The organism is Microbispora rosea (genome assembly GCF_044460045.1).
Classification (GTDB): Bacteria; Actinomycetota; Actinomycetes; order Streptosporangiales; family Streptosporangiaceae; genus Microbispora; species Microbispora rosea.
Genome location: NZ_JBITJO010000006.1, coordinates 38,112 through 56,801 on the forward strand (window position 1 = coordinate 38,112; position 18,690 = coordinate 56,801).

Annotated in this window: 15 protein-coding genes; 4 read left to right on the forward strand and 11 right to left on the reverse strand. The window is 73.1% G+C overall.

What is annotated here, in order from left to right:
- Positions 1-14 precede the first annotated feature (14 nt).
- From ACIBK1_RS25030 to ACIBK1_RS25040, 3 genes are all read right to left on the reverse strand, one after another.
- Positions 15-1,421: an AMP-binding protein gene (locus tag ACIBK1_RS25030; protein ID WP_396738066.1), complete on the reverse strand. Its 1,407-nt coding sequence runs from the start codon at positions 1,419-1,421 to the stop codon at positions 15-17.
- Between the two features lie 7 nt (positions 1,422-1,428).
- The gene (locus ACIBK1_RS25035) at positions 1,429-2,040 is read right to left on the reverse strand and encodes a biotin transporter BioY (protein WP_231514037.1); all 612 of its coding nucleotides are present in this window, start codon (positions 2,038-2,040) and stop codon (positions 1,429-1,431) included.
- A 129-nt stretch (positions 2,041-2,169) separates the two neighbouring features.
- Positions 2,170-3,015 carry an NAD(P)H-binding protein gene (locus ACIBK1_RS25040; RefSeq protein WP_396738069.1) on the reverse strand — a complete coding sequence of 282 codons (846 nt, stop codon included), beginning with the start codon at positions 3,013-3,015 and terminating at the stop codon, positions 2,170-2,172.
- Between the two features lie 109 nt (positions 3,016-3,124).
- Between ACIBK1_RS25040 and ACIBK1_RS25045 the strand changes: the two genes are divergently transcribed.
- Positions 3,125-3,526: a winged helix-turn-helix transcriptional regulator gene (locus tag ACIBK1_RS25045; RefSeq protein ID WP_396738072.1), complete on the forward strand. Its 402-nt coding sequence runs from the start codon at positions 3,125-3,127 to the stop codon at positions 3,524-3,526.
- Positions 3,527-3,592: 66 nt separating this feature from the next.
- Here ACIBK1_RS25045 and ACIBK1_RS25050 read toward each other — a convergent pair whose 3' ends face one another.
- A complete protein-coding gene (locus tag ACIBK1_RS25050) occupies positions 3,593-4,783 on the reverse strand; it encodes an ArsB/NhaD family transporter (protein ID WP_396738075.1) in 1,191 nt (396 codons plus the stop codon).
- 77 nt (positions 4,784-4,860) lie between these two features.
- Between ACIBK1_RS25050 and ACIBK1_RS25055 the strand changes: the two genes are divergently transcribed.
- Positions 4,861-10,653 carry a WD40 domain-containing protein gene (locus tag ACIBK1_RS25055; RefSeq protein WP_396738078.1) on the forward strand — a complete coding sequence of 1,931 codons (5,793 nt, stop codon included), beginning with the start codon at positions 4,861-4,863 and terminating at the stop codon, positions 10,651-10,653.
- Positions 10,654-10,756: 103 nt separating this feature from the next.
- On the opposite strand, the gene ACIBK1_RS25060 is transcribed toward ACIBK1_RS25055, so the two are convergent.
- Both ACIBK1_RS25060 and ACIBK1_RS25065 read right to left on the reverse strand, forming a co-directional pair.
- Positions 10,757-11,317, reverse strand: coding sequence for a TetR/AcrR family transcriptional regulator (locus tag ACIBK1_RS25060; protein WP_030510014.1), 561 nt, complete (start codon positions 11,315-11,317; stop codon positions 10,757-10,759).
- Positions 11,310-12,146, reverse strand: a complete 837-nt coding sequence (locus ACIBK1_RS25065; RefSeq protein ID WP_396738081.1) for an alpha/beta fold hydrolase — start codon at positions 12,144-12,146, stop codon at positions 11,310-11,312. Before ACIBK1_RS25065 ends, ACIBK1_RS25060 begins: the two co-directional genes overlap by 8 nt.
- 139 nt (positions 12,147-12,285) lie before the next feature.
- Here ACIBK1_RS25065 and ACIBK1_RS25070 point away from each other — a divergent pair, with 139 nt between their 5' ends.
- Entirely contained in the window at positions 12,286-12,915 is a 630-nt protein-coding gene (locus ACIBK1_RS25070) for a TetR/AcrR family transcriptional regulator (RefSeq protein ID WP_231514035.1), read from the forward strand.
- A gap of 31 nt (positions 12,916-12,946) precedes the next feature.
- Positions 12,947-14,116 (forward strand): aromatic ring-hydroxylating oxygenase subunit alpha, encoded by a 1,170-nt coding sequence (locus tag ACIBK1_RS25075; protein ID WP_396738084.1) that lies wholly within the window; start codon positions 12,947-12,949, stop codon positions 14,114-14,116.
- A gap of 72 nt (positions 14,117-14,188) precedes the next feature.
- On the opposite strand, the gene coaE is transcribed toward ACIBK1_RS25075, so the two are convergent.
- The 5 genes from coaE to rpsA all read right to left on the reverse strand — a co-directional run bounded on the left by coaE (position 14,189) and on the right by rpsA (position 18,630).
- The gene (gene coaE / locus ACIBK1_RS25080) at positions 14,189-14,794 is read right to left on the reverse strand and encodes a dephospho-CoA kinase (RefSeq protein WP_030510010.1); all 606 of its coding nucleotides are present in this window, start codon (positions 14,792-14,794) and stop codon (positions 14,189-14,191) included.
- A gap of 10 nt (positions 14,795-14,804) precedes the next feature.
- Positions 14,805-15,272, reverse strand: a complete 468-nt coding sequence (locus ACIBK1_RS25085) for a GNAT family N-acetyltransferase (protein WP_396738088.1) — start codon at positions 15,270-15,272, stop codon at positions 14,805-14,807.
- Between the two features lie 50 nt (positions 15,273-15,322).
- Positions 15,323-15,946 (reverse strand): dihydrofolate reductase family protein, encoded by a 624-nt coding sequence (locus ACIBK1_RS25090; RefSeq protein ID WP_396738091.1) that lies wholly within the window; start codon positions 15,944-15,946, stop codon positions 15,323-15,325.
- 66 nt (positions 15,947-16,012) lie between these two features.
- The gene (locus tag ACIBK1_RS25095) at positions 16,013-17,023 is read right to left on the reverse strand and encodes an RNA polymerase subunit sigma-70 (protein WP_396738094.1); all 1,011 of its coding nucleotides are present in this window, start codon (positions 17,021-17,023) and stop codon (positions 16,013-16,015) included.
- A 140-nt stretch (positions 17,024-17,163) separates the two neighbouring features.
- A complete protein-coding gene (rpsA, locus tag ACIBK1_RS25100; RefSeq protein WP_030510006.1) occupies positions 17,164-18,630 on the reverse strand; it encodes a 30S ribosomal protein S1 in 1,467 nt (488 codons plus the stop codon).
- Positions 18,631-18,690: the final 60 nt, after the last annotated feature.

Sequence of the window (18,690 nt, forward strand, 5' to 3'; positions counted from 1 at the left end):
GTCACTCGTCCATGTCAGGTGAGCCGCCTCAGGCCGGGGTCGTCACCCGCGGCCAGCCTGGTGGCGAGGAGCCCGCGGGCCGGCTTGCCCGCAGGGGTCCGGGGCAGGGACGCGGCGGCGTACCAGCGCCGGGGCCGCTGCGCCGGGTCGAGTTCGGCCCGCGCCGCCGCCTCCAGCGCGGCCCTCGACGCGCCGCCGCCCGCGGCGCCCCCCTCGACGGCCCCCTCGACGGCCCCCTCGACGACCGCGGTGACCACGGCGCCCAGGTAGGGGTGCGGCGTGCCGACCACGACCACGTCGTCCACTCCCGGCACCTTCCTCAGCACCTCCTCGACGTCCTCCGGCACCACCGTGGCGCCGCCGGTCTGGATCGCGCCGTCGCCCCGGCCGCGCAGCCGCAGGACCTCACCGGGCCGGTGCGGCTCCGCCAGGTCGCCGACGGTCATCCAGCCGTTGTCCTGCCGCAGGGGGCCGGTCGCACCGGCCAGGTAACCGTCGCAGAGCCACGGGGAGCGCACCCACACCTCGCCCAGAACCTGTCCGGGCGGCACCCTGACGTCGATCTCCACCCCGGGGAACGGCCGCAGCCCGGCGCCGTCGGCGTCCACGGCGACGAACGACAGCTCGGTGGCGCCGTAATAGGACACCACACGCACTCCGGCCGCCGCCGCCCGGGTCCTGGCGGCGACGTCGAGGGCGGCCCCGCCGACCACTGCCGTACGCAGCGGGCCTCCGGCCGTGCCCAGGGCGTCAAGCACGGCCGGCAGGCGGTGGGGCACCACGTGGACCGCGGTGGCCCGCCGCAGCGGCTCGGCCAGCCCGCCGGGCGACCATCGGCCGGGGACCACGGCCGTCGCGCCCGCCGCCAGCGTGTGCACGGCGGCGAAGCCGTACAGGGAGGAGACCAGCGGGCCGGGGATCAGCACGACGTCGTCAGGGCCGATCCCGGTCAGCGCGTCCAGGTGGGCGAACGACGCGGTCCACGAGGCCCGGCCGCGCACCACGGCGCGGGGCCTGCCGGTGCTGCCGGAGCTGAAGCAGGCCCAGGTGAGGTCGTCCGGCGCGGGACGGTGCTCCACGGCCGGGCCGTCCGCCTCCGGCAGCGGGTCGTCGAAACGGGCGGCGACCGGCACCGCGGCCATGACCTGCGCCCGCCGTTCCTCGCTCCAGGCGTGGTCGCACAGCAGCGGCGTGGCTCCCACGAGGTCGGCGGCGAGCACGGCGACGAGCAGGGCCACCGGGTCGGCCTGGGCGACCGCGACGAGCGCGCCGCGCCCGATGCCCTCGTCGGCGAGGGCGCGGGCGGCGCGGCCGGCCCGGTCCGCGAGTTCGGCGTAGGTGAGGTCGCCTTCCGGACCGGACACCGCGATCCGGCCGGGGCGGACAGAGGCGTGCCGCATGACCTGGGCGGCTACCGGCACGGGCGCGTCACCGCCCGCCTGCGCGCAGCCGCTCGCTGTGCACCGCGGGGACCGCGTCGGGGTAGGCCCGCTGGGTGCCCCGCGCCACGATCGACGCCAGCACCGCCTTGGCCAGGTCGCCGGGCAGGAAGGCGGCGCTGAGCAGCGCCGTCTTGCCCAGGGACAGCCCGGTGACCAAGGCCTGCACGGGGATGCCGCACAGGTAGACCACGCCGACGCCGCCGGTCAGGCAGGCGATCACCAGCCGCACCGTGGACGGCGTGCGCCCGCCGCGTTCGACGATCCATCCGGTCACGGCCGCACCGGGAAGCCAGCCGATCAGGAAGCCGGCCGAGGGCCCGGTGAAGACGCCGAGCCCGCCGCGTCCACCGGCGAGCAGGGGGAGCCCGGCGGCGACCAGCACGAGCAGGACCACGACGGCGAGGGCGGACCGCCACGTGCCGAGGATCGCCCCGGCGAGCATGACGCCGAGCGTCTGCAACGTGATCGGCACCGCGTCGCCGAAGATGTTCAGCGCGCCCGGCATGCCGAGCACGGCGATCAGCGCGGCGAAGACGCTCACTCTGGCGATGTCCGCCGCGGGGAAGCGCCGCCGATGCGGACTCTGTTCATCTGTCACGGATCGATCCCATACCAAGACCCTCCGTACGGCGAATGAGGATTCCCACAACATTCCGCCGTGTCGTTCTCACCGGCGCCCATAGCCGCCGGCCGCCCGGTGACCAGAACGCCGGAGGCGACGTCGCAGTTACCGGAAGGCTTCGGCGTTGCGGCGGGCCCACTCGGCGAAGTGGCGGGGCGCGCGGCCCAGCACGTGCTCGACGTCCGGGCTGAGCCGCAGTTCCGCGGCGCTTGGCTCACCGAGGACGGCCAGCGAGGTCTCCACGGACGCCTCCGGCATGAACGGCGCCATCCGCGCCCGCGCCTCGGCCCGGGTCAGCTCCACGAACCGCACCGGCTCACCGAGGGCCGCCCCGATCGCCTCGGCCTGCTGCCGGGGCGTGACAGCCGCCGGTCCGTTCAACACGTAGGCACGGCCCGCGTGTTCGTCCTTGCGCAGAGCCACGGCCGCGACCTCCGCGATGTCCGCAGGATCGATCACCGGGATCCCGACGTCGCCGAACGGCGCGGCGACCGTCCGCTCGGCGCGTACCGACTCCGCCCAGGCGTAGGCGTTGGACGCGAAGACGCCGGGCCGCAGGATCGTCCAGGCCAGGCCCGACTCGCGCACCGCCTCCTCGACCGCCCGCATGACGCCTCCGTGGGACTCCGACTCCGGCCTGGTCACCACGCCCTGCGAGGAGAGCAGCACCACCCGCCGGATCCCGGCGGCCCTGGCCACGTCCAGGATGGCTCTCGGGTCGAGCCCGACGCCGCCCGTGCCGCCGTCGTGCAGGAACAGGGCCTCGGCGCCGTCGAAAGCGGGCCGCAGGGTCTCCGGCGCGGCCAGGTCGGCCCGTACGTGTCCGGTCCCCCTCGGCAGGTTGACCGGGGCTGTGCCCCTCGACACCGCCGTCACCCGCTCCCCGGCCTCCGCCATGGCCCGCACCAGCGACCGACCGACGTTCCCGGTCGCACCCGTCACCACAAACATGATCGACTCCCGCGTCTTTCCCAGTGGTCTCTCGCGATGACGGCGACGCTAACAGCCTCCGTATAGTAGGTACCTAGAGGAAAGTGACTACCTCAGAGGGGTGCAACCCGTGGCGACCGAGACGACCCCGCCGGCGGCCGACCGCACGGCCGACCCCGAACTGGCCTGCCCGATCTCCCCGGTCGTCGACATCGTGTTCAGCCGGTGGACCTCGCCCATCCTCTGGTCGCTCCACGCCTTCGGCCGCCAGCGGTTCGTCGAGCTGGAGCGGCGCATCGAGAACATCACCCCCAAGGTGCTCACCCAGCGCCTGCGCCAGCTGGAGCGCGACGGCCTGGTGGTCCGCACCTACCATCCGGAGGTGCCGCCGCGCGTCGAATACGAGATCAGCGAGCTCGGCCGCACCCTCTCCCCGGTCTTCGCCCAGATCGCCGAGTGGGCCGCCACCAACCTCGACCACGTCGAACGGGCGCGGCGACGCTACGACGACGCGGGGGCGCCCCGCGGCTGAACCGTCCGCGAGCGCCGGGGCGGCCCTCGGGGCGGCGGCTCGGGCGTGCGGACCAGGCGGTGAGAATCAGGCGGTGAGGATCAGGACGGTCACCGTCGCGGCGAGGCCGGTCACGGCGAGGCCCGCGCCGGTGGCGACGAACTTGGCCAGCGGCACCCGCACGTCCCCCCGCCGGCACCACTCGAACCACAGCAGCGTCGCGAGCGAGCCCCAGGGCGTGATCACCGGGCCCAGGTTGGTGCCCACGAGCAGCGACAGCAGCTGCGTGTGGTTGGCCGCGGGGATCACCTGCTCGCCCGCGACGTACGCCGGGAGGTTGTTGAGCACGTTGGACAGCGCGGCTCCGGCGGCCGCCGCACGATAGGCGCCGTCTCCGTCGCCGCCGACGCCGACGAGCGCGCGCATCACGTCGGCCAGACCGAGGCGGCTGAGCGTCGGGACCACGAGGAACAGCCCGGTGACGAAGACCAGCAGCCGCCAGGGGATCAGGCTCCACACGAGCTTCGCCCGGTCGCGCCAGGCGAAGGCGGCGACCACCGCGACCGCCGCGACGAGAGCCGCGACGCCGATCTCCACGCCCGCCAGGATCGCGGCGATGAACAGCAGGCACGCCACCCCCGCGACGCCGAACAGCACCCGGTCGGCCACCGGCACCGGAGGCGGCGGCACGTAGCGGTCCTCGCCCCGCTCGCCGCGCCGCCAGTAGAACGCCCACAGGAACGCCATCGTCACCGCGATCGACGCGGCCTGGGGCGCCCACATCCGCGCGGCGAACTCCTGCGTGGTCAGCGCGACCCGGTTCATGGCGAGCAGGTTGGTGAGGTTGGAGACCGGCAGCAGCAGGCTCGCGGTGTTGGCCAGCCAGACCGTGGTCATGACGAGCGGCAGCGGCGCGATCTTCGCGCGCGGCGCCAGGGCCAGCATGACCGGCGTCAGCAGGACGGCCGTGGTGTCCAGGTTCAAGACGATCGTGACCAGCGAGGCGAAGGCCGTGCAGAACAGGAAGAGAACGGCGTAGCTCCCCCTGCCGACGATCGCGATGCGGGTCGCGATGACGTCGAAGACCTGCGCCTCCTTGGTCAGCTCCGCCAGCACGATCACCGCGCCGAGGAACAGCAGCAGCGGGGCGATGCGTTCGATGCTGTCCCTGGCCTCCTCGGCCGGCAGCAGGCCGGTGGCCACGAAGACCAGGCCCACCGCGAGCAGCCCGAATCTGATCCAGTCGAGAACGCTCAGTCGCCGCAGCCCGGTCGCCACGCGCACACCCTATATCGGCGGCCCGAGGATGATCGAACCCCTCCAAAGCGTCGGCGGCAGCGTGAATACTGGGCTCCATGACGCACACGGGGCGGGGGGACGCGCGGACCGAGATCTTCGTCAGCTACTCCCCCGCCGACGAGCGGTGGGCGACGTGGATCGCCTGGCAGCTCGAAGCGGCCGGCTATCGCACGATGCTGCAGGCGTGGGACTTCGTGCCGGGCACCAACTTCATCGACTTCATGGACCGCGGGGTCAGCGAGGCCGACCTGGTCGTCGCCGTGCTCACCCGCAACTACCTGGGTTCGCGGTACGGCAGGCTCGAATGGCAGGCGGCGCTGCGCGCCGATCCCGACAACCCGTCCAACAAGCTCGTGACGGTCCGGCTGGAGGACTGCCCGCTCGACGGCCTGCTGTCCACGATCACCTGGGTGGACCTCCTCGGCGTGGCCGACCCCGACGAGGCGCGGCGGCTGCTGCTGACGCGGATCAGGCAGGCGCTGGCCGGCCGGGCCAAGCCGGACGAGCCGCCCCGGTTCCCCGCGGGGCCCGGCGCGCGTGCCCTCCATCCGCCGGCCGACCCCGCGCCGCCCGCCGTACGGGTGCCCCGGGCCCGGCGCGCCCCGGCGGCCGAGCCGGCGTTCCCCACGGCCGAGCGCGCGGGCGGCGCCTCCGCGGTGACCGTGCTGCACGTCGCCGGGCCCCGGTTCGGGCGCGGCCTGGCCGAGGCGGACGAGCCGCTCGACGCGGGCGAGCTGCAGGCGAGCGTGTGGGCCGACCTGACCCGTCTCGCCGACGCCGGGGTGCCCAGGCCCGACCTCCTGATGGTGACCGGCGACCTCACCGAGTCGGGCAGCATCCGCGAATGCGAGCAGGCCCTCGCGTTCCTCACCGGGCTGCGCGTGCTGCTGGGGCTGGAACCCGGACGGCTGGTGGTCGTCCCCGGGCCGCGCGACGTCACCAAGGCGGCCTGCCGGGCCTACTTCGCGACCTGCGAGGCCGACGACGTGCGCCCGCAGCCGCCCTACTGGCCCAAGTGGCGGCACTTCTCCACGCTCTTCGGCGAGCTCTACCAGGGCCTCGACGGCCCGGCCTTCGACAGCGCCCAGCCGTGGACGCTGTTCGAACTGCCCGAGCTGCGCACGGTCGTCGCCGGGATCAACTCCACGATCGCGATGAGCCACCGTGAGGAGGACGACTACGGCTTCGTCGGCGAGGCCCAGGCGGCGTGGTTCGCCGAGCGGCTGCGGCCGTTCGAGGGATGGCTGCGGATCGGCGTCGTCGCCCATCCCCCGCGCCCCGGCCTGCGCGACGCCGCCACCCTGGAACGGCTGCTCGGCTCCCGGCTCGACCTGCTCGTCCACGGGCGGGACGCCCGGCGCGGCGGCCCTGAGGAGGTCTGGGAGCTGGAGGGGCTGCCGTGCGTGCCCGCGCTCGCCCCGGGCCGTCACCAGATCCTCCAGCTCACCCCGCAGGGGCTGCGCCGGTGGACCAGGGACCGGCCGGAGCTGGGCGACCCCGAGGTCCTGCCGTACGGCTGGCGCGGCTGGCGGCCGCAGACCCCCGCCCCGGCGGCTCCCGCGCCGTCGGCGCAGGAGCCGGAGGAGCCCGCGGGCCCGGCCGACCTGCTGCTGGACCGGATCGCCGAGGTCTGCGAGACCCGCTTCGAGCGGGCCAAGATCCGCCGCGTCGCGGGCGACCCGCCGCGCCTGCTCGTCACCCACCCCGAGGACGGGTTCGTCCGCCAGGTCCTGATCGGCGCGCACGCCGGGGAGCTGGACCAGGACCGGGTCGAGACGTTCCTCGGTCACGTTCACGCGGCGGGGCTGGAGCACGCCGCCGAGCTGGTCTACCAGGGGCCGCAGCCGTCGCGGGCGTTACGCGACGACGCGCTGCGGCGCGGCCTGCGGCTGCGCAGCTTCACCGAGTTCCAGGGCCTGCTCGACCTGTCGTCCTACGTGGCCGGGCAGACGGTCAGGCTGCGCGGCGACCGCCGCTACCCGCCCGAGCTGTACGTGCCGCAGCGGTTCAGGGAGCTCGACCGGACCGGCGGCGAGGTGCGCGACGACCTGACCGACGAGCTGATGCGGCTGCTCGCGGCCGACCACGGGCGGTTCGTGCTCGTGCTCGGCGACTTCGGCCGCGGCAAGACGTTCTCGCTGCGCGAGGTGGCGAGGCGCATCCCCGCCGAGCTGCCGCACCTCACGCCGATCCTGATCGAGCTGCGCGCCCTCGACAAGGCGCACTCGGTCGCCGGGCTGGTCGCGGCGCACCTCGCCAACCACGGCGAGGAGCTGATCGACCTCAAGGCGTTCAACTACATGCTGCGCCAGGGCCGCATCGTGCTGCTGTTCGACGGCTTCGACGAACTGGTCACCCGCGTGACGTACGAGCGGGCGGCCGACCACCTCGACACCCTGCTGCGCGCGGCGGAGGACAAGGCGAAGATCCTCGTGGCCGGGCGCACCCAGCACTTCAAGTCGCGCAGCCAGGTGATGACCGCCCTCGGGGAGAAGGTCGGCCTGCTGCCGAACCGGCGGGTGCTCAGCATCGAGGAGTTCACCGAGGAGCAGATCCGCGCCTACCTGGTCAACCGGTACGGCTCGCGGCAGGCGGCCGACGAGCGCATGGCCCTGCTCACGGGCATCGGCGACCTGCTCGGCCTGGCGCACAACCCCCGCATGCTCAGCTTCATCGCCGACCTGCCCGCCGAACGGCTGCGCGCCGTCGCCCAGGCCGGGGAGGCGATCAGCGCCGCCGGTCTCTACCAGGAGATCCTCGACACGTGGCTGGCCTTCGAGGAGGAGCGCGTGCGCGGCGTGGCCGGGGCCCCCGGCGGGCTGACCCGCGAGGAGCTGCGGCGGGCCGCGACCACGCTCGCGCTGCGGCTGTGGGAGACCGGCGAGACCTACCTGCGGCCGGCGGAGCTGGCCGAGGTCGCCGACACGCTCACCGGTCTGGCCGCCGACGCGCAGAGCCGCGTGCCGGAGGGGCCGCGTGTCGCTTCCGGACAGGCGGAGCCCGCGGGCGCGGCCGACGCGGACGGCGCCGGAGTCGCGGGAGGGCAGGGCGCCGCGGCAGGGCAGGGCGCCTCGCGGCTGACGCCCGAGCAGGCCGCGCACGCCGTCGGAGCCGGCAGCCTGCTGGTCCGCACGGACGAGGGGTTGTTCGGCTTCATCCACGCCTCGGTCGTGGAGTGGCTGGTGGCCCGGCACCTCGCGGGATCGCTCGACGCCGGCCACGCGCCGGGGCTCGGCCTGCGGCCGTTGTCGGCGCTCGCCGTCGACTTCCTGTGCGACCTGGCCGACGCCTCGCGGCTGCAGGCCTGGGCGGCCCGCACGCTCGCCTCCCCCGTCGCGGGCGACGTCGCGCGGGCCAACGCCATCAAGGTGACCACCCGGCTGCGCACCTCGGCCAGGACCGACCTGCGCGGAGCCCGGCTCAGCGGCGAGGACCTGTCCTACCGCGAGTTGCAGGGGGTGGACCTCACCGGCGCCGACCTGACCGACACGCGGCTCGTCGGGGCCGACCTGTCCCACGCCGTGCTCAGGGACGCCCGGCTCGCGGGGGCGCGCCTGGACGAGGCCGTGCTGGTGGGCGCCGACCTGCGCGGCGCCGACCTCACCCGGGCCCGGTTCGCCCGCGCCGACCTGCGGGACGTCGCCGTCGAGGGCAGCCGCTGGGACCGGGCCGCGCTCATCGACGTCACCGGCGTCCCCCGGGGAGCTCCGGAGCTGCGCGGCGCGGCCGTGGCGCCCGGCGTCCCCGGGACGGACGACGGCCGGGTCGGCGCCGAGCTGGCCCCCGCCGTCGTCGGCGTGCCGTACGGCTATCGCTTCGACAGCAGCCGCCTGCCCGAACCGGTCGCCTACGAGCCCGGTGGGGGCGTGCTCGCCCTCGGCGGGGAGGACGGCGGCGTCCTGGTCTGCGACAGCGTCACCGGGTCCGCCCTGCGCACCCTGCAGGGCCACCGGGGCCGCGTCTACAACGTCGCCTACGGCGAGACCGGGCTCGTGACCGGCGCGAGCGACGGGACCGTCCGGGTGTGGGACCCGGCCACCGGAGAGCCGTCGCAGGTCCTGCGCGGCCATCCCGAGGGCGTGTGGCCCGTGGTGACCTCCGGCGACCTGATCGCGGCCGGCGGCGCGGACGGGATCATGCGGGTCTGGGCGTCCGGTGAGCTCGTGTGGGAGCTACCGGGCCACACCGCCCCGATCTACACGGCCGTGTTCCTGCCGGGGCTGCTGGTGACCGGCGACAGCGCCGGGGCGATCCGCGTGTGGGACCTCGCCACCGGGCGGGTGCGCCACCACCTGCACGGCCACAGCGGAGCGGTCTACCGCCTGGTCCTCAGCCCCGACGGCACCCGCCTGGCAGCCGGGGACGGCCAAGGCGTGCTGCGCCTCTGGGACCCCCGCACCGGCGCCGCGTTGCACGAGATGACCGGCCATCCCGGCCGGCTCTACTCCCTCGCCTTCCATCCGGAGGGCCGGCTGCTCGCCTCCGGCGACACGGAGGGAGCCGTGCGGCTGTGGGACCCGGTCACGGGCGAGGCCGCGGGCAGCCTGCCCGGGCACCGCGGCGCGGTCTACCAGGTCCTGTTCGACCCCACCGGCGAGCTGCTGGCGACCGGCGACAGCGACGGGGTCATCCGGATCTGGGACCACCGCACCGGGCAGGCGCGGGCCGAGCTGACCGGGCACCGGGGCTCGGTGTGGCCGTTCGCGTTCCGCCCCGACGGCCGGCAGCTCGCGACCTGCAGCAACGACGGCACCGCCCGCCTGTGGGACCCGCACACGGGGCAGTGCGTCCAGACGCTGCGCGGCCACGGCCGCCGCATCACCTCGGTCCGCTTCTCCGCCGACGGCGGCATGCTCGCGGCCTGCGGCAACGACGGTTACGTACGGCTGTGGGATCCGGCCACGGGCCGCCGCCTGCGTTCGCTCACCGGGGCGGCCGACCGGCTGGTCTCCGCCGTCTTCAGCCCGGCCGGTCCGCTGCTGGCGACCGCGAGCAACGACGGCGGCGTCTACCTGTGGAACCCGGTGGCGGGCACGTACGAGCGGGAGCTCAACGTCGAGACCGACCATGTGTGGGCCGAGGCGTTCAGCCCCGACGGGCAGCTGCTGGCCACCGCGAACGACGACGACAGCGTGCGGCTGTGGTATCGCCCCTCAGGGCGGCAGGTCGCCAACCTCGCCGGGCACCGGGGCCGGGTCAGGTCGATCGGCTTCAGCCCCGACGGCAGGGTCGTGGCCACGGGCTGCGACGACCGCAACGTGCGGCTGTGGGACGCGTCGACCGGCCAGTGGGCGGCGACGCTGAGCGGCCACGACGACCGGGTGTACGCGGTGGCCTTCTCCCCGTCTGGAGAGCTGCTCGCGAGCGCGAGCAACGACGGCACGGCCCGCCTGTGGGAGGTCGCCTCCGGCGAGTGCCTGCACGTGCTCGCCGGAGGCGGGCGGTTGTGGACGGCCGCCTTCAGCCCGTCGGGCGACCTGCTGGCCACCGCCGGGGACGACCTCGCCGTCCACCTGTGGGACCCGGCCTCCGGCGCGCGCGTCGGCACCCTCGCCGGTCACGGCCGCCGGATCTGGTCGGTCGCGTTCCACCCCTCCGGGGACCTGCTCGCCAGCGCCGGCGACGACGGCGTGGTGATCCTGTGGGACGTTCCCCGGCGCGAACGCCGCGCCACCCTGCTCAGTCTGCCCGAGGGATGGGCCGCGTTCTCGCCCGGCGGGCTGTACAAGCTGGAGGGCGACGTGACGGGCCAGTTCTGGTACGTGATCGGCATGTGCCGGTTCGAGCCCGGTGAGCTGGACGAATACCTGCCCGAGGTCAGGCGGCTGGCCCTCGACGAGCCGTTCTGACGGCGGAGGGCCCGGCGCTCGCGGGCGGCGCGCAGCCCGGACACGACCATGGAGGATTCAGTGCTCGCCCGCGGCGCGCAGCCCGGACACGACCATGGGAGGTTCAGCGCTCGCCCGCGGCGCGCAGCCCGGACACGACCATGCGGGCCAGCAGGGAGTAGCTCTCGTCGAGGTCCTCGGCGAGCTGGAACGCGCCCGCCGCCTCCAGAAGGGCGAAGCCGTGCATCGCGGCGCGCAGGCAGCGGACGGCGTGGATCGCGGCCTGGCCCTCCAGCCCGTACGCCCGCAGCGCGGCGAGAATGATGCCGACCAGCCGGTCTCCCGTCTCGGCCGTCTCGGGCCGCGGCGACTGGATCATCGCGGAGTAGCGGTGTGGATGCCGGGCGGCGTAGGAGCGCCAGCCGTCCATCAGCGCCCGCAGCGCCTCGTCGCCGGACCGGCCGAGCACCGCCTCGCTCGCGACCTCCGCCAGCTCGCCCATCACCCGCCCTGACACCAGGACGCGCAGCTCGGCGAGGTTGCGTACGTGCTTGTAGAGGGAGGGCGTGGCGACGCCCGCCCGCCCGGCGACCGCGGACAGGGTGAGCGCCTCGGGGCCCTCCTCGTCCACGATTCGCAACCCGAGGTCGACGACGGCGTCCGGGGACAGCGCGGCCCTAGCCACGGACGCGCTCCTTGAGGAACGCGAGCACCGCGGCGGCGACCTCGTCGGGGTGCTGCGCGTGCGGGTAGTGCCCGGCGCCGTCGATCATCACCACGTCGCCGAGCCCCTGCGGCATGCCGGCGACGATGCCGTCCGCCTCGGCCCGGGGGTGGGCCCAGTCGGGGTCATGGGTGCCCATGACGACCAGGGCGGAGCAGCGGATGCCGCCGAGGTGGGCGCCGGCGTCCGTGGGCGCGGACGCGCCCATCGCGCTCACCACGGCCATCCGGCCCGGCCTGCGCAGGTCGCTCTCCAGAGCGGCCAGGTAGTCCGCCCAGTCGGCGGGCTTGACGCCGGGGTAGGCGTGGTCGAGATAGCTCTTCCACAGCCCGATGCTGCGCAGCAGCGCCACGCCCATGAGCCGCGTCATGCCCTTGCGGTAGCGGCCGTTGCTCAGCAGCGCGCCCAGGTCGGGCTTCTGCGCCCGCGTGAAGGGGCCGACCTCCACGAGGGCGCCGACCAGCTCGGGCCGCCGCGCCGCCGCGATGGTGGCCGCTCCCCCGGCGAACGAGTGCCCGACGACGACGGCCGGGCCGCCCAGGTGCTCGATCAGGGCGACGATGTCGTTCGCGGTGTCGGTGCGGGTGTAGGAGTCCCAGCCGAGGCTCGACTCTCCGTGCCCGCGCAGGTCCATGGTCGCCACGCGATATCCGGCGGCCGTCAGCGCCGGGACGAGGAAACGGTAGGCGCGGCGGCTGTCGCCCATGCCGGGGACCATCACGACCAGCGGCCCCTCCCCCGTCACGTCGTACGCGATCTCGCCGTCGCCGATCGTCAGAAACTCGGTCACGCCATCCTCCAGGCTTATGTTCATAGCTCAAAGGCTAATGCTATTAGCCGAATCCGTCAAGGCCGGGGCGGGCCCCGGCGTCTCAACCGCGAGGAACGGCCACTCACGCGGCCTTCCTGCCGCCGCTAAGGTTGTGGAGGTGAGCCCGAGGCCCGTGCGCGCGATGGACGCCGACGAGAAAGTCGACCGGCAGGCGCGGATCCTCGAGGCGGCGCTCCGGCTGCTGTCCCTGCAGGGCATCTCCGGGGTCAGCATGCGCGCCGTCGCACGCGAGGCCGGGGTCTCGCTGGGACTGGTGAACTACCACTACGAGGACAAGACGAGCCTGATCCGAGCGGCCCTGCGCCGCATCGAGGAGCAGGACATCGCACTGGTCGAGCCGGACCTCGCGCTGGAACCGGAGGAGCGGCTGCGCGCCGCGCTGAAGCGGGTGGCCGACCCCGAGTTCCTGACGACGGAGTACCTGTCCCTGCGGCTTCAGCTCTGGGCGCTCGCCCAGGCTCACGAGGACTACGAGCGCATCAACACGGAGGCCCAGAAACGCTACCGCGCCGGGCTCGCCGCCCTCATCCATGCGGCCCGCCCCGAGTTGCCGGACGACGAGTGCGGCAGGCGGGCCGCCGACATCGACGTCATCCAGAACGGCCTGTGGCTCACGGCCCTGCTGGGGCTCGACCACGCCTCGATCAGCAGGAACGTCGCCCGCTGCGAGGAGATCGCACTCGCCGGCCGACCGGCCGCTTTGAACGAACGTCCAGGAATATATTGAACGATCGTTCAGACGCTCGTATGCTCCCGCCATGGCTTCAGTCACGATGAACGACGTACGCCGCGTCGGCACCGGATTCCACGAGGACCCCGCACGATCGATGTCGCTGCGGGCCGAGACGTACACCGACCCGCGGTGGCTCGGCGTCGACATCCGGGCGATCTTCGCCCGCACCTGGCAGTGGATCTGCCATGTGGAGAAGCTCGCGTCCCCCGGCAGCTACGTGTCGGCCACCGTGGCCGGCATGCCGATCGCGATCGTGCGCGATCGCGACGGATCGCTGCGCGCGTTCTACAACGTCTGCAAGCACCGCGCCCATGAGCTGCTCACGGGGTCCGGCACCACGCGCAACATCGTCTGCCCCTACCACGCGTGGACCTACGGCCTGGACGGGCAGCTGAAGGCGGCCCGCCGCGCCGACAAGATGGAGACCTTCGACAAGAACGAGATCTGCCTCGACCAGGTGCGGGTGGAGGAGTTCGGCGGCTTCGTCTACGTGAACCTGGACCCGGGCGCCGCGCCCCTGGCCGAGCAGGCCGGAGATCTGGCGGCCGACATCGCCACGTGGGCCCCCGACGTGGCCGGGCTGACCCACGCGAAGCGGCTGACCTACGACATCGCGTCCAACTGGAAGAACGTCATCGACAACTTCCTGGAGTGCTACCACTGCCACATCGCCCACAAGGAGTTCGTCGACCTCGTCGACATGGACACCTACGAGGTGAAGACCCACGGCATCTGGTCGAGCCACTTCGCCGAGGCCGGCACGCAGGAGAACGCCGCGTACGACGTCGCGGGCGCGTCGGTCACGCAGCACGCGGTGTGGTGGCTGTGGCCCAACACCTGCCTGCTGCGCTACCCCGGCCGCGGCAACTTCATGGTCTTGCAGGTCATTCCGGCCGGTCCCGACCGCACCCTGGAGACCTGGGACTTCTACTTCGAGACGGCCGACCTGACGGACGCCGAGGTGGAGGCGGTGCGGTACATCGACGAGGTGCTGCAGCAGCAGGACATCTCCATCGTGGAGAGCGTCCAGCGGGGCATGAACACCCCGGCCTTCGACCAGGGCCGCATCGTCTACGACCCGTCCGGCTCCGGGCTGTCCGAGCACGGCGTGCATCACTTCCACGGCCTCGTCCTCGACGCCTACCGGTCGTGGGTGGAAGGCGTCGCACCCGAGCGCGGCCTCGCCGCTTCCTGACCAGGCGCGCGGCTTTACGTTGTAGATTCGCGGCGTCGGACGTCCGTGCGGCTTCCCGGTATGGCGGCCCGGTCAGGCGCTCGGGGCGAGCCGCTCGCTCAGGTCCTGCCAGATCTTGTCGACCTGGGCCTCCAGGTCGTCCAGCGAACCCTCGTTGCGGATCACGATGTCGGCGATCCGCAGCCGGTCCTCGCGGGAGGCCTGCGCGGCGATCCGGGCGCGGGCGTCCGCCTCCGGCATGCCGCGAAACCGCAGCAGACGCTCCAGCCGCACCTCGTCCGGGGTGTCCACCACGATCACCACGTCGTACAGCGGGGCCAGGTTGTTCTCGGCCAGCAGCGGCACGTCGTAGACCACGACCGCGTCGTCCGGGGCCTCCCGCTGGAGTCGCTCGCTGCGCTCGCCCACCTTCGGGTGGACGATCCCGTTGAGGACCTTCAGCTTCTCGGCGTCGGCGAAGACGATCGCGCCGAGCCGTTCCCGGTCGAGCGTGCCGTCGGGGCGGAGTATGTCCTCGCCGAACGCCTCGACGATCTCCGCGAGCCCGGGGGTGCCCGGCTCCACGACCTCTCTGGCGATCTTGTCCGCGTCGACGACGACGGCGCCGCGGGCCGCGAGCCGGCGCGACACCTCGCTCTTGCCCGAACCTATGCCGCCCGTGAGCCCAACTCTCAGCACGTGCCGCAGCCTATCGGGCGGGCTGGGGCTCCCGGCGCAGGTGGACCAGGGTCAGGTGATCCTGCACCCGCTCCCGCTGGGTCTCCCGGTAGCCGAGGCGGCGGTAGAGCCGCAGGTTCCCCTCCGACAGGTGCCCGGTGAACAGGTCGAACGCCGCCGCCCCCGGCACGGCCTCGTGCATCGCGGCCAGCAGCGCGCTGCCGATGCCCTGCCCCTGCCGGTCGGGCGCGACCACAAGCCGGCCCACCAGGCAGGTCGAGCCGGACGTCTTGCCCCGGACCGCCCCGACCACCCGCCCGCCGTCCGTCGCCTTCAGCACGACCGCCGTCTCGATCACCGTACGCACCTGGTCGAGCGACTCGACGAGCGGCGCGATGAACGGGTCGCCGTAGAGCTGTGCCTCGGTCACGTACGCGGCCCGCTGCAGGGTGAGGATCTCCCCCGCGTCCGCGGGCAGGGCCCTCGCGATCTCCACCACGAGGGCCACCCTATCGGCACACCCGCCTCCGCCGGGCGGGCCTCCGGGCGTCACTCGCCGCGGCCGGCCACCGCGTATCGCAGGATCACGTTGTCCGAGTCGTCCCTGCGCCGGGTCTCCAGGAGCCGCAGCGGCGGCACCGGCCCGCCGCCGAAGGCCGCGGTGCCTCCGCCCAGGACGGCGGCGCCGACCATGAGGTGCAGTTCGTCGACGAGCCCGGCGGCCAGCAGGTCGTTCCAGAGCGTCCGGCTGCCGAAGATCAGGATGTCCCCGCCTGGCCGGCTCTTGAGCTCCGCGACGGCCTTGTGCGCGTCGGCCCGCCGCACGATGGTCGTGGTGCCGGTCCACGGCGCCGTGTCCTCCTCCGTCAGCGAGTCGGACACCACGACCTTTCGCATCTCGTTGTTCCGCCGGCCGATCTCCCGGTGCAGGTCGGCCAGGCCGGCGTTGTTCGCCACCGCCGGGGACAGGGCGGGATCGGCGGCCACCGCCGGCCAGTACGCCTTCAAGCCCGTGTACGTCGTGGCGCCGAGCAGCAGCGTGTCGGCCGCCCGCTGCCGTTCGAGGTTGTGCGCGTCGAAGAAGTCGTCCATCGGCAGGGCCATGACGTCGCGGCCCGGCCCCTCGACGTACCCGTCGAGCGACATGACGGAGGAAACGATCAGCTTGCGCATGGTGTGCGTCCTTCGGGTCGGATGGTGAGAACCGTCACCCGATCAGAGACACCGGCCGCGCCCGATTCATCGGTCCTGCGGAGAAATTTCCGCGGGGACGGGGAAACGGCGGGTCACTTCGGGGTCGACGAAGCCGGCGATCCACGAGACCCGGCCGTCCCGCAGGCTCAGCACGTTGACCGCGCCCAGGCGGAACCGTTCCCCGTCGTACTGGTAACAGGCGAACGCGGGCTGCCCGTTCGCCGCGACGGGCAGCAGCCGCCACGGCGTGGCGAACACCCGCTCGGTCAGGAACCGGCCGACGTCCTCGCGGCCGTCGAACCAGGCAGGCAGCGGCGGCATGGTGAAGCGGGCGTCCTCGGACAGCAGGTCGAGCAGCGCGGGGACGTCGGCCCGCTCCCATGCCGTCATGAACGCGTTCACCAGCGCGCGGCGTCCGTCCGCGCCCACGGTGGCCAGCTCGGCCTGCTGGGAGCGCCCGGGCAGCCGCTCCCGTACGACCACGCGGGCGCGCTGCAACGCGCTGTTCACCGACGCGGACGTGGTGCCGAGGATCTCGGCGGTCTCCGCCGCCGTGAACCCCAGCACCTCGCGCAGGATCAGCACGGCCCGCTGTGTGCCCGGCAGGTGGTGCAGCGCGGCGACGAAGGCGAGCTCGACGCTCTCCCGCCGCAGGTACGCCGCCGCCGGGTCGGGCTCGTCGTCCGCGGTCAGGTCGTCGGGCCACGGCTCGAGCCACACGGGCCCGGTCACCGGCTCCCCGAGGTCGCGGGTGCCGGAGCGGGCGGGGCCGTGGTCGGACGACAGCATCCGGCGGGGCCGCCGCGACGACAGCCGCAGGCAGACGTTGGTGGCGACGCGGAAGAGCCAGGTCCGCAGCGAGCTGCGGACCTCGAAGCCGTCCAGTCCACGCCACGCCGCGAGAAGCGACTCCTGGAGCGCGTCCTCGGCGTCCTGGACCGAGCCGAGCATCCGGTAGCAGTGGGCGTAGATCTCCCTGCGATGCCGCTCCACGACTTGCCGGAACTCCGCCTCGTCTCCCGGCGGCTCCTGCGGTGATGCGGCGCGTTCGATCACGGACCCATCATGCCGCCACCGGGGCGGGATGTCCCCCGCACGGGAAGGACCGGCCGAAACGGCGGAAGGCCCCGCCGAAGCGGGGCCTTCCGTGGTGCTGTGGAGGACGTGGCCGTGACCTCCGGTCAGGAGACCGGGTGTCAGCTCTGGCCGCCCGCCAGCTTCTCGCGCAGCGCGGCGAGCGCCTCGTCGGAGGCGAGGGCGCCACCGCCGCCGGCCGACTGCGTGCTGGTCTCGCCGGTGTAGGTCGACGGAGCGGCCTCGCTGGCCGCCGCCTCCTCCTGGCGGGCCTTCTCGATCTGCGAGCGGTGCGCCTCGAAGCGGGCCTGGGCCTCGGCGTACTGCCGCTCCCACTCCTCACGCTGCTTGTCGAAGCCCTCGAGCCACTCGCCGGTCTCGGAGTCGAAGCCCTCGGGGTAGATGTAGTTGCCCTGGTCGTCGTAGGTCGCCGCCATGCCGTACAGCGTGGGGTCGAACTCGACCTCGGCACCGACACCCTCGTTGGCCTGCTTGAGGGACAGCGAGATGCGGCGGCGGTCCAGGTCGATGTCGATGATCTTCACGAAGATCTCGTCGCCGACCTGCACGACCTGCTCCGGGATCTCCACGTGGCGCTCGGCCAGCTCGGAGATGTGGACCAGGCCCTCGATGCCCTCCTCGACCCGGACGAACGCACCGAACGGCACCAGCTTGGTGACGCGGCCGGGAACGACCTGACCGATCTGGTGGGTCCGGGCGAACTGCTGCCACGGGTCCTCCTGCGTCGCCTTGAGCGACAGCGAGACCCGCTCGCGCTCCATGTCGACGTCGAGAACCTCGACCGTGACCTCCTGGCCCACCTCGACGACCTCGGACGGGTGGTCGATGTGCTTCCAAGACAGCTCGGACACGTGCACCAGGCCGTCGACGCCGCCGAGGTCCACGAACGCACCGAAGTTGACGATCGAGGAAACGACGCCCTTGCGGACCTGGCCCTTCTGGAGGGTGTTGAGGAACGTCTGGCGAACCTCGGACTGCGTCTGCTCCAGCCAGGCACGGCGGGACAGGACCACGTTGTTGCGGTTCTTGTCCAGCTCGATGATCTTGGCCTCGAGCTCGCGCCCGACGTACGGCTGCAGGTCGCGGACGCGGCGCATCTCCACCAGGGAGGCGGGGAGGAAGCCGCGCAGACCGATGTCGAGGATCAGGCCACCCTTGACGACCTCGATGACCGTGCCGGTGACGATGCCGTCCTCGTCCTTGATCTTCTCGATCGTGCCCCACGCGCGCTCGTACTGGGCGCGCTTCTTGGACAGGATGAGGCGGCCTTCCTTGTCCTCCTTCTGGAGAACCAGGGCCTCGACGTGCTCTCCGACCTCGACGACCTCGGCCGGGTCGACATCGTGCTTGATCGAGAGCTCGCGCGACGGGATAACGCCCTCGGTCTTGTAGCCAATGTCGAGCAAGACCTCGTCTCGATCGACCTTGACAACGGTGCCTTCAACGATGTCTCCGTCGTTGAAGTACTTGATGGTCTCGTCGATCGCGGCGAGGAAGGCCTCCTCGGAACCGATGTCGTTGACCGCTACCTGCGGGGTGCTCGAGGTGGCCTCAGTGCTGCTCGTCATGTGTGGAATTGCTCCGAACCGGACAGATGTCGTTGTGACAGAAGCGCGGCGGGCCGTTTT